Raw genomic sequence first — 14592 nt, 5'->3', positions numbered from 1 at the left:
TGGCGTGCCGCCGACGACGGCGATCGCTGCCTTCGACAACCGCGCCGGGCGCAGGCTGTCTGCTGGGAATGGCGCCGGTGGTACGGGCGGGTTTCAAACCCGCCCCTACGAGGTCTACATCAACTATGAGACCGAGAAGCTGACCCACCGCCCGGCTGTCGGCGACGAGTTGGCGCTGAAGCTCAACGGCGATCGGGAGCGCGAGACGCAGCTGATCGGCATCAGCCTGCGGCCGTTCGAGGCCGGGGCCTACATGGCCTACGCCGACTTCGAGCAAGCCACCGGCGTGCGCGGCCGGGCCGGGCGGCTGGTGGTGTACCTGGACGGCGACGATCCTGCCCGGCAGACGGCCGTCGCCGCCGAGCTGGTCGCGCGCTACGAGGCGGCGGGGATGACCATCCAGCGCGTGGAGACCGCCGGCAGCCTGCGCGAGGGGTTCCGGGCGCAGTTCAACAACCTCGTCCTGTTGCTCATGGCGTTGGCCGGGCTGACGGCGCTGGTCGGCGGGCTGGGGTTAGCCAACACGATGGCGCTGAACGTCCTGGAGCGTTCGCGGGAGATCGGCATCCTGCGCTCGATGGGGGCGGGGCGGTCGCTGTTGCGCCGCCTGATCCTGGCCGAGGGGCTGGCTATCGCCCTGATCAGCGCCTTTTTCGCCGTGCTGCTGGCCCTGCCGCTGACGGCCGTCCTGGATCGGGTGATGGGCAACTCGCTGCTGGGTAGCCCGCTCTCGTTCGCCTTCGCGCCCGCGGCGGCGGCGGCCTGGCTGGGGCTGGTGGTCGTCATCGGCGTGGTCGCCTGCTGGCTGCCGGCCGAGCGGGCGGGGCGGATGACGGTGCGGGAGGCGTTGGCGTATGAGTAGGGGGACCGGCCGGCCCCTCGCTGGCGTGAACTCCACAGAATCGTCGCGTAGCGTATAATGGCATGAGTGGCCGCGATTTACGAGCGGCTAGAAGCAAATGTGGCAACCAAAACCACCCCATTAGCCGATCCTGCTCTTATCCTCGTTGTCGACGACGACGACTTCTTTCGCGAGGGAGTCGTTTCGTTCTTGCGTCGCAATGATCTGACGACTCTAGAGGCGGCCGACGCGGAATCGGCCTACGCGCTGGCCGTTCAACATCGCCCTGGCGCGGCCGTGGTGGACATCATGCTGCCCGAGCGCCCCGACACCCCCGCCCGGCGCGACCAGAACCAGGGCATCGACCTGGTGCGCCGCCTGAAGCGCGCCGATCCGACGCTAGCCGTCGTGGTGCTGTCGGCCTTCGGCGACCGGAGCGAGGCCCTGCTGCGGTTGGCGCTGGAGGGCGTGCGCGGCGTCGCGTACCTGGTCAAGGGCTGCCCGGCGCGCCTGCTGCTGCAAGGGCTTGAGGAGGCGCGCGCCGGCCACATCATGATCAAGACCACCGATCCCGGCGAAATGGCCGAACTGGCCGAGAAGCTCTGGTCTCACTTGACGCCGCCGGAAAGAGAGTATGTCCGCCGCGCCGTGGAGTTGTTTCCCATGTTGACGGAACGGGAGCAAGCGGTGGCGCTGGAGCTGGCCCACGCCCAAACGGTGGAGGGCGTCGCCGTCGCGCTCAACATCGCCGTGACCACAGCCGAAAAGCACATCCACCACCTCTACGCCAAGCTGGGACTGGACGAGGCCGACCAGCAGCAACCCCCTTTGCGCAAGTCGCTATTGCTGGCTAAGGCGTGCTGGCTGCTCGACATGCTGGGCTACGGGCAGGCAGGCTGATGCCCCGCTGGTTGCGCAACTCGGCTGGCGCCGCGCTCATCCTCACCGTGGTGTTCGGCATCGTCGGCACGTTGAGCCTGCTGGTCGAGGTCGGCCGGTCCTTTGGCGGCTACATGTCCTATGGCTTCCCCGCCGAGGCGTGGGCCGGCGTCGCTCATGAGACACCCGATTGGTGGCCGCCGTTGGCCGATGGTTCTCTGCGCTATGGCGACCGCGTGCTGGCAATCGACGGCTTGCCCCACACGCCAAACGCCTGGGACGCATTCGCGCGCGCCCAGGCCGAACAGCGGCCGGTCGTGCTGACCGTAGACCGGCGCACTACCGGCGAACAACGCCTCATCGAACTACCCGTCCGGCGCGTCACGTGGGCCGATGTTATCGACGTGAAACTCCCCGAAGTATTGGTGGGACTGGTCTTGTGGTTGCTGGGCGTGATGGTGCTGCGCGCCCGGCCGGACGCCCCCGCCAACCGGGTCTTCGTCATCGCCGCCTGCTGCGTCGCCATCCACCGCCTGACCGCCGTCACTTCGCTGATGATCGACGCCCGCTGGCTGGTCAACCTGCCCAAGATCGGCCACATGGTGGCCGCCGGCCTCATCGGCCCGCTGTTGGTTCACCTGGCGTTGGTCTTTCCCACACCCGTCCGGCGCCGGCCGCCGGGTCTCCTGCTGTGTCTGTTCTATGCTCTTGGCCTGATCAGCGGCATGGTGCTGGCGGCGTCGCGGCTGCCCTGGTGGGCGAAACTGCCCCACGGGCTGGGCGTCTTGGCTGACGCGCTGAGCTTCAGGATCATGCTCGTTCTCTTGCTGGTCGGCGTCCTGGCTTTGCTGGTCCGCCTCGTCTGGTCGTGGTTTCACGAGCGACAGACGCGCCGTCAACGGCGGGCGGCGGGCATTGTCTTGTTGGGCTTGTTGGGCGCCATGCCGGCCATTGGTGTGATCCTGGTTCCGCTCATTCCTGGCCTGGTTGACATACGGGCCGCCTTCTGGCATGGCCTGGACCTGCGTTATCTGCTGCTGGTCATGCCCATCACCTTCGCCTACGTCATCGTTCGCTACCAGACCTTTCGCGGCCCGTCGCGGCTGTTTATCTACGTCATTGTCCTGTCGCTCAGCGCGCTGCTGGCGGCGGCGCTGTCATGGCTGTGGGGCCTGGCGCAGCCGGACTGGCCGACCGGTGGGCAGCGCCCGCCGTTCGCCCACCTCTTCACCGGCATCTTTCTGGCCAGCCTCATCTGGAGTACGCAGGCGACCTGGCGCGGCTGGTTCGGCCGCGTGCTCGATTGGGAGCCGCAGAGCTACGAGGCGACGCGGCGCTTCGGCCGGCGTCTGGCCGGCCAACTTACCCCCATTGCTCTGGCGCGGCGGATGACACTGGCGTTGGTGGAGGAGTTGCATCTCGCTCGCGCCGCCGTCTGGCTCTGGCAGCCGGAGCGCGGCGCGTTCGAATTGGCCGCCGAGGCGGGCGAAGCCGCGCCGCCGCTGCCAGCCCGCCTGACGTTCGCGGACGCCGGGCAGGCGCCAGAGCAGCTTGGCCGGTTCTACCGGCTATACATCGCCGGCGCGGCGCCGGCCTGGCTGGAGCCGCTGAGCGTCGCGCAGGCGATTGACGTGGTCATCCCGCTCGTCGCCGAGGAGCGCCCCCTCGGCTTGCTGGGCCTGGGTCATCGCTGGGACGAGGAGATCTTCGACGCGCGTGACCTGGCTATCGCCGAGTTGATCGGCCAGCAGGCGACGCTGTTCCTATTGGCGGCGACGCAGGTGGAGCAGTTGCGCGACGTGCCGCGGCGGGTGGTCGAGGCGCAGGAGAGCGAGCGCCGCCGGCTGGCTGCCGAACTGCACGACACCGTGCAACAGTTTCTCGGCCGGTTGCCCTTCGCGCTGAGCTTCACCGCCGAACAGATACGGACCGACCCCGAGGCGCTGGCCGAGGCGCTGGAGCGCGCCCTGGACGATATAGAGACGACGGCCGAGACGGTGCGGGGCATCCGCTTCAACCTCGCGCCGAGCCAACTGGCGAGCAGTCTGGAGCGGTCCCTAAACGAGTTGGCGGCCCGCGTCGAACGGCGCAATGGGCTGCCCATCGCGCTAAGCCTGGGGGAGGGGCTGGACGAGGCCACGACGCCGGCCACGCGCGAGGCGCTCTATCGCGTCGTCCAGCAGGCGCTCGACAACGTGGTCGACCACGCTGGGGCAACGGCGGTGCGCATCCGGTTTGAGTGCGTCGACGACCGGGTGACCTTCGCGGTGACTGACAACGGCCGTGGCTCCACCGAGGCCGAACGCCACGACGCCCAGACACGGCAACGCTTTGGGCTGTTCTCCATGCGGGCGCGCGTGGAGTTGTGCGGCGGGGGGTTCGATTTCGCGTCGGCCTTGGGGGAGGGAACGACGGTGGCAGGTTGGGTTCCGGCGGCGGGGGGTGGGTCGCCAGCCGCGACGGCGGAAAAATAGAAGTTTTCCTCCATAGCAAATAGAAGAAAACCGCAATTGGTTTCCCCGCTTTTCCCCCTACAATAGAACGATGACCCTGTTCCAGGCGGCCGCCATGGGGGAATGGTGTGAGCCGCCAGCGTCCTGACCCCGGCGGCTCGGCTTAGCCCCTCCTCGATCAGCGCGCCCGATTTCCAACTCACCTACACGACTGACGCGAGCAGCGACCAGTTCCATTAAAGGACGTGGTCACGGATGTAGTCCGCGATCGCTCGTGCCATCATCGAGAGGACATACCAATGAATGCCAAGCGATTGATCGTGGTCCTGCTTCTGGGATGGCTGCTGACCCTGACCGGGGGAACCATCCTTTCTCTAGAAGATGATGTACCCATTGGCGTCGAACCCTCGACGACCGCCGGCCCCTACCGTACCGACGACAGCATCTGGATGGCCCCGGCCGGTCGCGCCAAGACAGCTTTCCGCGCGGCGGCCAACGCCGGTGGGCCTGACCAGTTCGGTTATACGTGGGATGACTCCATCCCGCTCGACTGGCTTGACGCGACCACCGGCACGGACACCGGTATGAGCGGCGCCAGCCGCGAGCAAGTCGTCGGCCCCATCAGCCTGCCCTTCGCGTTCGACTATTACAGCAACCGCTATGGCAGTCTCTATATTGCCGCTTCCGGCTACGTCGCCTTCACCGAGTCCCCCTACTGGGATTCGCAACTGCAGGGCGCTCCCAGTCCGGGGCGGCCGAATGACGTGATCGCGCCCTATGCCTCTCTCTTCGGCCTGGCCGACAGCACGGGGCCGAACCGCGTCTACTATCGCGCTGGCGGCGCGGCCCCCAACCGCTACTTCGTGGTGGAATGGCATCAGGTGGTCGAAGACGGCGGCGAGGCAACCTACACGTTTGAAGTTGTCCTGCATGAGAATGGCGACATCGTCTTTCAGTACCTGGCCATGGGAGACGTTAGCTACTGTGGCATAACGGGTATTGAAGATAGCCGTGGGTGGGATGGTCTGAACTACGTACCGTTTTGCCAGGAGCCGCCGTCCAACAGAGCCGTTCGCTTTAGCCGCCCCGCGGACTCGGCCCGCGTCGCCGCCTGGCCGCCCCACGCGGGCGCATTTGCCGCTGCCGGCCAGGAGGTCGCCTTCCGAGTAGGGATCGAGAACACGGGCGAATTGGGCGCGGACACTTATGAGATCGACGCGACCGGGGCGGCTGGCTGGGCCACGGCGCTGTACGCCGCCGACGGAACCACGCCGCTGAGCGACACCAACAGTAACGGGCACGTTGACACCGGCCTCCTGGCGCAAGGTCAGACCATCGCGATAACGGTCAAGATCACCGCGCCGCCCGCGACCCCCACCGGCGGCCACACCGCCACCCGCGTGCGCTTTACCTCATCGCTCAACGCGGGGCGCTGGAGCGACGTGCGCATCGACGTGGCCGCGCCGGCCCGCTTCGCGCAGACGGTCAGCGATCAGGCCCAGTGGTGGGCGGATGACGGTCGCAGCGGCCGTGAACTCCATCTGGTTCAGGCGGCCGGGCAGGGCGTCGTGCCGATTCTCCCGGAAGACAGTTGGGGCAGCTACTGGCGTTGGAACGCCGAGGCCAGCGTGGTGGAAACGCCAACCGGTTTTGCTACCTTCTGGCCCGATGAGCGTGACGTCGCCTACGCGGTTCAGAACCGCTACGGCGACACGGTGCGACCGGTCTCGAAACTGACTGGCGGAAGTCCGCTGGGTCGGCCCAACCCCCGTTTCCCGGCGGCAGCGGCCACGCCGGACGGCCACATCGGCGTCGTTTGGACGGAGACCAATGACGGTAACTCCAATCTCTTCCTCGCCATTCTCGATTCGAGCGGCCGGCCGATCTATGGGCCGGCTAATTTGACGGGCAACACCCAGTCCGGCCAGTGGTGTGTCGACGCGCCCTTCTTTGGCGGTCGGGCCGGCAGCGATTTGGGTATTACGGCGACGGCTGACAACCGCTTCGTCATGGCCTGGCATCAGGCGCTCCCCACGGGCGATGACTGCTATTACGATATCGTCTACAGTATCCGCGATTCGAGCGGGGGCGTCGTTCGGGCCGCCACACCGCTAACCAATGCCGCCGGCGAGGGAACGTTCAGCACGCGGCCGGCGGTGACGGCCCTAAGCGGCAACCGGGCCTTGATCACGTATGAAGGGCAAGGGCCGGCCGGGGATTGGGACTATGGCCTGTGGCTGGCCGTTCTGGGCAGCGGCGGGCAGTTGCTCAAACCCGCGTCACGTTCGGCGCTCGGCAACGGCTATGACTATGACGCCGCTCAGCTGGCGACCGGTGAGGTCATTGTCGTGGTCAGCACCTACAACGCCGACGAAAGACCGGTCATCGATTACGCCGTCTTCAACGGCCAGACGCTCGAGGTCGCCGCCGGCCCCTATATGCTGGATGATCCGGCCAGCCTCGGCGGCATGGAAGAGGCGGCGGTGACGGCTGACCAGAACGGGCGCGCCATCCTCACCTGGAAGGACGCCGATTGGAGCTATCGCGCCTACCTGCACTACGCCCTCATCGGCAACACCGGCGCGCTCATCACGCCGCCGATGATCTACTACACCAGCCGGTATGAGAATCCCTTTATCGAGTCCGACAATAGCGGCTACCACACCACGAGCTATAGCTGGAACCCGCCGGAGGGCGTGGATGGACGGGTGGCGCTCAACGGCGCACTGATTGGCGGACAGCCCGGCCAGGTCGCCCGGGTAGCGGTCGAGGCCGCTAACCTGGGCCAGCAGCCGGCGACGGGCGTGACGCTAACCATGACCCTGAACAATGGCCTGGCCTACGTGAGCGACACGTTGGGCATCGCGCCGACGGTGAGCGGCAACGTGGTGAAGTGGAATCTGCCGACCATGCGGTTGCTGGAGCGCCGCGCGTTCCAGGTGGCCGTCCGCGTGCCGGCCGGGGCGGCGCTGGGTGAGAAGTTCCCCGCGTTGTTGACGCTGGCCTCGGCCGGGCCGGAGGCCAACCCCGCCAACAATGGGATCTCGGCCCAGTTCTTCGCCGCCAGACAAGTGCTGATCCCGACGATCGCCAAGCCGTAAGAGAGCTGGCAGGCAGCGATAGAGAAACCGAGTTTCTTTCGAGAAACTCGGTTTCTACGCCAACTTTACTACCAACCGCTTCCCCACCGCGTGCGCTAACCGCTCCAACGACTCCAACGTGATGGACGTGTTCTCCGGGTCGAGCAGGCGATCGAGTTGCGAACGACTGGTCTCCATGCGCTCGGCCAATTCGGTCTTCGTCAATTGCGATTCGTTCATCACATCTTGAAGTTGCAAGGCCAACAAACGCTTGTGGGCGCGTGCAGTTACTTCCTCTAGAATGCCCTCTTCCGCTAGAAAGTCGTCAAAATCGCTGCCTGTGTGCTGATTCATCTGTTCACCCCGTCATCCATAAATTCCTCCGTCGGCGAGCTAATTTAAGGGCACTCATGCCAATTGATTGTACCATATGTGGTACTTACGTCAATAGCGTTTTAGAATGATAGCCTTGCGTATCCTCTCGACACACTATAGAATAGAAATGAACCGTCATTTCACCATATGAACCGACGCCCGTCCAAAAGGAGTGATTCCCATGAACCAAAACGGCAGCACCCCCCTGACCGACAGAGTCTACACCCGCGCCCCCTACTGGGCCGACGTGCCCGATGAGCAGTGGATGGATTGGCGCTGGCAGATGTCCAACCGGCTCAACACCGTCGAGGAGCTGGGCCGCGTCATCAACCTGACCGAGTCGGAGCGGCGGGCGCTGACGACCAAGGGGTTGTTCCGCGTGGACATCACCCCCTACTTCGCCAGCCTCATCGACCCCGACGACCCCTCCTGCCCCGTCCGCAAGCAGGTCATCCCCACCGACCGCGAGATGGTTCCCTTCCAGTCGATGATGGAAGATTCGCTGGCCGAGGACAAGCACTCGCCCGTGCCCGGCCTGGTTCATCGCTACCCCGACCGGGTGCTGATGCTCATCACCACCCAGTGCGCCAGCTACTGCCGCTACTGCACCCGCAGCCGCATCGTCGGCGACCCGACGCAGACGTTCAGCCGGGCGGAGTTCGACGCGCAGATCGCCTACATCGAGCGCACGCCCCAAATCCGCGACGTGCTGCTGTCCGGCGGCGATCCGATGGTGCTGGCCCCCAAGCTGCTGGACATGATCCTCGGCCGGCTGCGGGCCATCCCCCACGTGGAGATCATCCGCATCGGCTCGCGCGTGCCGGTCTTCCTGCCCATGCGCGTGACGCCGGAGTTCTGCGCGATGATCGAGAAGTACCATCCGTTCTGGCTCAACATCCACGTCAACCACCCCAAGGAGATTACGCCCGAACTGGCCGCGGCGGCCGACCGGCTGACGCGGGCCGGCGTGCCGTTGGGCAACCAGAGCGTGCTGCTGGCGGGGGTCAACGACTCCGTTCACATCCAGCGCAAGCTGGTACATGACCTGGTCAAGATTCGCGTGCGCCCCTACTACCTCTACCAGTGCGACCTGGTGGAAGGCTCCGGCCACCTGCGCACGACGGTCAGCAAGGGCATCGAGATCATCGAGGGGTTGCGCGGCCACACGTCGGGCTACGCTGTGCCGACCTACGTAGTGGATGCGCCCGGCGGCGGCGGCAAGATTCCGGTCATGCCCAACTACGTCGTCAGCCAGGCCCCCGGCAAGGTGGTGCTGCGCAACTTCGAGGGCTTCATCACCACCTATACCGAGCCGCTGGACTATGATCCGCATGAGATCGCTCACCAGGAGGCGTTGATCGCCCGGCGGCCGGAGCCGGGGCAGGCGGGCGTGCTGGGCCTGCTGGAAGGGGAGCGCATGTCCATCGAGCCGGAGGGGTTCAATGACACCCACTCCCGCGGCGGCGGCGAGCACCGGCTGCGCAGCGGTGAGATCGCCCAGAAGTGGCAGCCGCTCGGCGTCGGTTCCATCGAAGTCCATAAGCCCCGCGAGCGCCTGTCGCCCGGGGCGGAAGAACAAGAATAGTACGCTGATGACGCAGATTTCGACGCTGATTTTCGCGGATAAGAAATCGAGTGTTCTATCCGCGAAAATCAGCGCCTCATCAGCGTCATCTGCGTCCCATTCTTCCTGCCATGACCGACGAAACCTATCCCGGCACGCAGGCCGTGCGGCGGGCGATGGCCCTGCTGAAGGCGTTCGACGACGATCACCCGGCGTGGGGGCTGTCCGATCTGGCGCGCCAGACGGGGCTGAACAAGACCACCACCTTCCGCCTGCTCTCAGCGCTGGAACGCGACGGCATGGTCGCCCGCGGCGATGACGGCGAGCGCTACGTCCTGGGGCCGGAGGTCGCCGTGCTCGGCGGCCGGGCGCTGCGAGCCAACAACCTGCGCGCCGTGGCCCGACCGGAGTTGGAACGGCTGGCCGACGACACCCGCGAGACGGCCTCGCTGGAGGTTTTCTCCGGCGGCGAGATGCTGGTCATTGACGAGATCGTCGGCAGCCACTTGATGAGCGGCGTGCCCGACCTGGGCAGCCGCTGGCCGCTCCACGCCTCATCTACCGGTCTGGCGGTCCTCGCTTTCCTGCCGGAAGAAACAGCGGCCAACCTGCTGTCGCGGGTGCTGACGCCGATAACCCCGGCGACAATGACCGACCGGGTAGCGTTGCAGGCCGAACTGGCTTGCATCCGCGAGCGTGGCTATAGTATTGCCGACGAGTCGTTGGAGGTGGGTCTGATCGCTATCGCCGCGCCGGTCTACGACCACGACGGCCGCGCGATGGCTGCGCTCAGCATCGCCGGGCCGAAGCTTCGACTGACGGCCGAATGCGTGCCCGCCATAGGCGAACGCGTCCGCGCCGCCGCCGGCCGCGTGTCCGCTCAACTCGGCTACCGGCCGTAACGCTGCATTCAGAAATTGAAGCTAAAGTTCTGTCTTCCCGTCCAGGACTTTACGCTGCTTTAACAAAGCTACTAGCTGCTCCAGGCTAATTCCGTAGCGCGCGGCGATGCGATCCGCATAGCTCCGCCCTAAGGGGGGGCTTAAAACGATTCGGTAGCTATAGGGGCCGTCCCCGGCGGCGACATCCGTTTGCTCCTCCTGTCCTTGCTCGTATGAAGCTACCATACTGACTACCTGGCTGTCCCCGGGTGTATTCATGTTTAAGTCATGAACGGTGGCCGCCAGTTCGTGCAGGTGAGTGGTAAAGATGGCGCGTAAGCCGATTTGGCGAAAGGCCCGAATAATGTCCTGCGCCAGATAGAGACTCTCTCCCATGTTGGTAGTAGAAAGCGATTCGTTCAAGAGCACCAGGCTATAACGAGTGATCTGTTCAAAGATGGCCCGAATGCGGCGGGCTTCATCCCCAAAGCGCCCTGTACCTAACTCCAACCGCTCCTCTACCGGATAGTGGGTGTAAATCCCCTCGACAGGGCTGACGCGAGCGCACTGCCCTGCAACAAAAAGGCCGGCCTGCGCCATCACCTGAGCCTGACCTACAGCCTGCATGTAGGTTGTTTTGCCTCCCTGGTTAGGGCCTGTCAAGATCACAATTCGGCCACGCGATCCCAGAATGACATCATTGGTTACCACCCGTCCGGCCCGGTCTTTTCCCGGCCCTTGGCTGCTCAAGTGGAGAGCCAATTGGACGTTGTAATTACCCTCGATTTCACAAATTCGTTCCGCGCTGGGGGCTATCTCTGGCAGGCAGACGGGCAGTCCCAACGACTCCACCGCCTGTGCCAGTTCCACTGCCTGCACATAGAAAATGATCTCCGGGCGTAGATCCTTCAGGAAACTGCTGTTCAGGTGCACATAGCGATTTAACTCGCGGGCAATGGGCTTAGTTGTCTTCTCCAACACCCTGGACAGGTCTCGAAACAGGGGAACCATCATCGGTTCGGCCCTCCGGGATGGCCCACTGATGAGAAGACCTCCGGTGATCATGTCGCTGCTTTGAGTGAGCATAGGCAGTGAATGTAAAGAGGCTATGCCTTTCCCATCGACCGCGCTTTTGCCCAGGAGGCGGTCTAGCAGACTGCTCTCTGTAAACCGCTCTGAATTTACTGAAAGGAGCACGGCCTCTTCCGGGCGTAAGTGCTCATCAAGATTCACCCCTACGGTGATGCTCGTACATGCCCGTAAGCTGGCAAGTATCTCCGGCGGGGCTTTAATGACCTGCTGATAATCCCTGTCGGTGATGAATTGATCAATATAGCTTTGCAGCGTTCGTAGTCCCGGTGAATCGAGGTTCCCATCCACAGCCCTAAAAGCCTCACTCAGATGATGAACGCAATCAACCAGTAGTTGCAGTTCGCCCGCTCGCTGAATAACTTCGTGAAGAGAAGTTTCGCCGGCAAAGTGAGGATGGGTGAAAAGCATCAACTCATCGAGCAGCGGCAGCATCGCTTTTAAAGCCTCCGTCAGGACCGGCTGGTGGAGCAGGTCGTTCAGGATGGCCTGTCGGTAGGTGAGTACTGCCGAATCCTGGCATAATTGATACAAGACCTGTCTGATTGAGTCCTGATGAAGGCTGTAGGGGCACATACCTGTGACAAGAGCCTCCAGGGCGAGGTCCTGGATTGCCTCATTTGAAAGCTGCCGGCCAGATCGCCCTTGCCATCCGGTGGGCCAAAGCAGGCTTAAACTTTGTTTGCTCTTTTCAGTATCCAGAGCTAACCCCACCTCCGCTTGAATATTAGCAAGCTAATCAAGCACATTCTCACATTGTCGAAACGCCTCAATTCGCTTTTCTCTCAACCTATTTTTCAGAATCGAGATAAAAACATCATATCCAAAGTGGGTGGCATTATCAAGATGCGTTCCTGGTACGGCAGGCCGGGTCTGTCGGCTAATACTGTTGTTCTCATTACCGGCCGCGTATCCGCCTTCCTCGGTCATCTCCCTTAGCGGTGCGCAAGCTTCCCCTCTTGCCTACCTGCAACTTAAGGAAGCTATCCTACATGTGAAGCGGTGTGCCTAATATTGCGCCTCCCGATACAGATCGCCAGAAGAATTGCGTGCTATACTGTCGCCCATACGACAAACGTCTCGGCTTGCCGCTCCGTAACTTAAAAAGGTTCGCATCGTGTAACACAAGCTCTCCATCTTGCGAAGGAAGAAAGCTCACATGACAACGATAGCTCCCCCGATCGACCTCAGCCACGTCGTCGAAGCCGGTATGATCACCTACAAGGGTCTGCCCGCCCCGGTGATCTGTGACTTCCTCAGCCGCGAAGCCTCGCGCCAACATTACGCGCCCGGCGTTGAATTCCAAATCGGTCGAATTGACATGGTCGCCAACACCGGCACCTACGTGGACTCGCCTTTCCACCGCTATCCCGATGGTAAGGATTTGTCGGAAATACCTCTGTCCTCGCTGGCCAACCTGCCGGCCATTGTTCTGCGTGTGCCGCCCGGTCGTCGCGCCGTTAGCGCCGCGGCCTTCGATAGATTGGATGTGACCGGCAAGGCCGTTCTCGTCCACACCGGCTGGTCGCGCCATTGGCGCACCGATACCTACTTCGAGGGCCATCCCTTCCTCACCTTCGATGCCGCTGAACTCCTGCGCGATCGCGGCGCGGCGCTGGTAGGCATTGACTCCTATAACATCGACGACACGGCCGACGGCGCGCGGCCGGTTCACTCGACCCTGCTGGCGGCTGAAATACCCATCGCCGAACACCTGACCGGCCTCGATCAGCTCCCTGACGGTGGTTTCCGCTTCTTCGCCGTGCCGGTCAAGATCAAGGCCTTTGGCACCTTCCCGGTGCGCGCCTTTGCCCTGGCGGCTTAGTTAGGCAGAATGCGCCGCGCCGCCATCATCGGCACGCCCGGCTCCGGCAAGAGCACGCCGGACGAGCGGTTAGCGGCGCGTCTGGGCTACCAGCCATGAACGCCCCACTGTCTCGCCCCCATCCCCGCCCGCACATCCTGGTCATCGAGGACGACCCGGCCGTCGCCGCGAGCCTGCACGACGCCCTGCGCGAAAACGGTTACACCGTCACCGGCAAAGCCACCGGCCGCGAGGGCGTCACCTTCGCCCGCGACCATCATCCACAACTCATCATCCTTGACGTGCGCCTGCCCGACGGCTCTGGCTTCGACTTTTGCCGCGAGCTGCGCCAGCTCGGCCTGCGCCAGCCCATTCTAATGCTGACCGTGCGCGGCGATGAGGTGGATAAAGTCCTGGGTCTGGAGATGGGCGCGGACGACTACGTGACCAAGCCCTACGGCCTGCGCGAGTTGCTATCGCGCATCCGCGCCCTGCTGCGACGCGCCTATGGCGAGCTGTCGGCGCAGGGGGGCGATCTGCTCTACGCCGGCGACCTGGTGATCGATCTGGCCGGCGGCAAGGCGCAGCGCGGCGGGCGCGAGTTGGCGCTGACGCCGACCGAGTTTCGCTTGCTGGCCTACCTGGCCCGTCACCCCGGCCAGGCGCTCAGCCGCGGCCAGCTTCTCGAAGCGGTGTGGGGCTATGATGCCGAGGTGGAGAGCGAACGCACCGTCACCGTGACCATTCGCCGGCTGCGCGAGAAGGTCGAACCCGACCCCGCCGCCCCGTCACTCATCCTCACCGTGCCCGGCGTTGGCTACCGTCTGGTCGCGTCCCTGTAGCGAGCTAAAAGAAGAATCCACAGATTTCGCAGATGACACAGATTTTCTTTAATCTGTGTCATCTGCGAAATCTATGGATTCTTCTTATTACAAAACTGTAACCGCGCCGCAACCGGGGCGAAACCTCCCGCCCGCACACTATGGGCGGAGGTTGATGCATAGTGAAGCGGCGGATTCTCTTCCTTTTATTGCTCGCCCTGCCCGCGCTAGGGCTGGCCGGCTACACCGGCTACCAGCGCCAACGCCAACCGGCCGCGCCCCCGCCTGCGCCCCCCGTGACCGTCCCCGTGACGCGCGGCGAGGTCATTCAGACTGTCACCGCGCCCGGTCTGCTCGTCGGCGTGCAGGAGATGGCCCTGAGCCTGCCGGTCGGCGGGCGGCTGGTCGAGTTAAACGCGCGGCCGGGCCAGACCGTCCGAGTGGGGGACGTGCTGGCGCGGGTGGATGACGCCCCCTACGCCGCTGCCCTGGAGCGCGCCCGGCTGGCGCTGGACGAGGCGACGGCCGAGTATGAACACCAGCTGGCCGAATTGTCGCTGGCAGTCGAAGGCGGCCAGGCGCAGGTAGACGGCGCTCGCGCCCAATACACCCCGCTGACCCCGGCCGAGATCGCCGTGCAGTCCGCCATCGAGGCCGAAGCGCGCGCCCTGAACGAGTACAACAAGGCGCTCGATCGTCCCTGGGAGCCGGCCGACGTGGTGGAGGGGTATCGCCTGGAGTACGTCGCCGCGCAGCGCCAGCGCGAGGTCGCCGAGGCGGAATTGGCGGCGGCGCGCAACCGCCA

The 14592-nt window shown here is 64.3% G+C and carries 11 protein-coding genes; 9 read left to right on the top strand and 2 right to left on the bottom strand.

The window, feature by feature from the left end:
- The 4 genes from ACE3UY_RS07385 to ACE3UY_RS07370 form a co-directional block, all read left to right on the top strand.
- A partial coding sequence (locus ACE3UY_RS07385) for an ABC transporter permease (protein ID WP_374686898.1) occupies positions 1–862 on the top strand: 862 nt, incomplete at its 5' end.
- A 99-nt stretch (positions 863–961) separates the two neighbouring features.
- Entirely contained in the window at positions 962–1741 is a 780-nt protein-coding gene (locus ACE3UY_RS07380) for a response regulator (protein ID WP_374686897.1), read from the top strand.
- Positions 1741–4194: an ATP-binding protein gene (locus tag ACE3UY_RS07375; RefSeq protein WP_374686896.1), complete on the top strand. Its 2454-nt coding sequence runs from the start codon at positions 1741–1743 to the stop codon at positions 4192–4194. Before ACE3UY_RS07380 ends, ACE3UY_RS07375 begins: the two co-directional genes overlap by 1 nt.
- 278 nt (positions 4195–4472) lie before the next feature.
- Entirely contained in the window at positions 4473–7274 is a 2802-nt protein-coding gene (locus tag ACE3UY_RS07370) for a hypothetical protein (protein WP_374686895.1), read from the top strand.
- Between the two features lie 54 nt (positions 7275–7328).
- On the opposite strand, the gene ACE3UY_RS07365 is transcribed toward ACE3UY_RS07370, so the two are convergent.
- Positions 7329–7493, bottom strand: coding sequence for a helix-turn-helix domain-containing protein (locus ACE3UY_RS07365; RefSeq protein ID WP_374686894.1), 165 nt, complete (start codon positions 7491–7493; stop codon positions 7329–7331).
- Between the two features lie 316 nt (positions 7494–7809).
- On the opposite strand from ACE3UY_RS07365, the gene ablA reads away from it, so the two are divergent.
- Positions 7810–9213, top strand: a complete 1404-nt coding sequence (gene ablA / locus ACE3UY_RS07360) for a lysine 2,3-aminomutase (protein ID WP_374686893.1) — start codon at positions 7810–7812, stop codon at positions 9211–9213.
- A 110-nt stretch (positions 9214–9323) separates the two neighbouring features.
- Entirely contained in the window at positions 9324–10094 is a 771-nt protein-coding gene (locus ACE3UY_RS07355) for an IclR family transcriptional regulator (protein WP_374686892.1), read from the top strand.
- A 21-nt stretch (positions 10095–10115) separates the two neighbouring features.
- On the opposite strand, the gene ACE3UY_RS07350 is transcribed toward ACE3UY_RS07355, so the two are convergent.
- Positions 10116–11876 (bottom strand): hypothetical protein, encoded by a 1761-nt coding sequence (locus ACE3UY_RS07350; protein WP_374686891.1) that lies wholly within the window; start codon positions 11874–11876, stop codon positions 10116–10118.
- A gap of 445 nt (positions 11877–12321) precedes the next feature.
- Between ACE3UY_RS07350 and ACE3UY_RS07345 the strand changes: the two genes are divergently transcribed.
- From ACE3UY_RS07345 to ACE3UY_RS07335, 3 genes are all read left to right on the top strand, one after another.
- Positions 12322–12987 carry a cyclase family protein gene (locus ACE3UY_RS07345; RefSeq protein ID WP_374686890.1) on the top strand — a complete coding sequence of 222 codons (666 nt, stop codon included), beginning with the start codon at positions 12322–12324 and terminating at the stop codon, positions 12985–12987.
- A gap of 95 nt (positions 12988–13082) precedes the next feature.
- A complete protein-coding gene (locus tag ACE3UY_RS07340; protein ID WP_374686889.1) occupies positions 13083–13808 on the top strand; it encodes a response regulator transcription factor in 726 nt (241 codons plus the stop codon).
- Positions 13809–13969: 161 nt separating this feature from the next.
- On the top strand, positions 13970–14592 hold a 623-nt coding region (locus ACE3UY_RS07335), incomplete at its 3' end, for a biotin/lipoyl-binding protein (protein WP_374686888.1).

The sequence above is a fragment of the Promineifilum sp. (SeqCode) genome (assembly GCF_041918635.1).
Lineage (GTDB): Bacteria > Chloroflexota > Anaerolineae > Promineifilales > Promineifilaceae > Promineifilum.
Note: the sequence above shows the minus strand (reverse complement) of the source record. Positions and strands in the feature narration are given on the sequence as shown.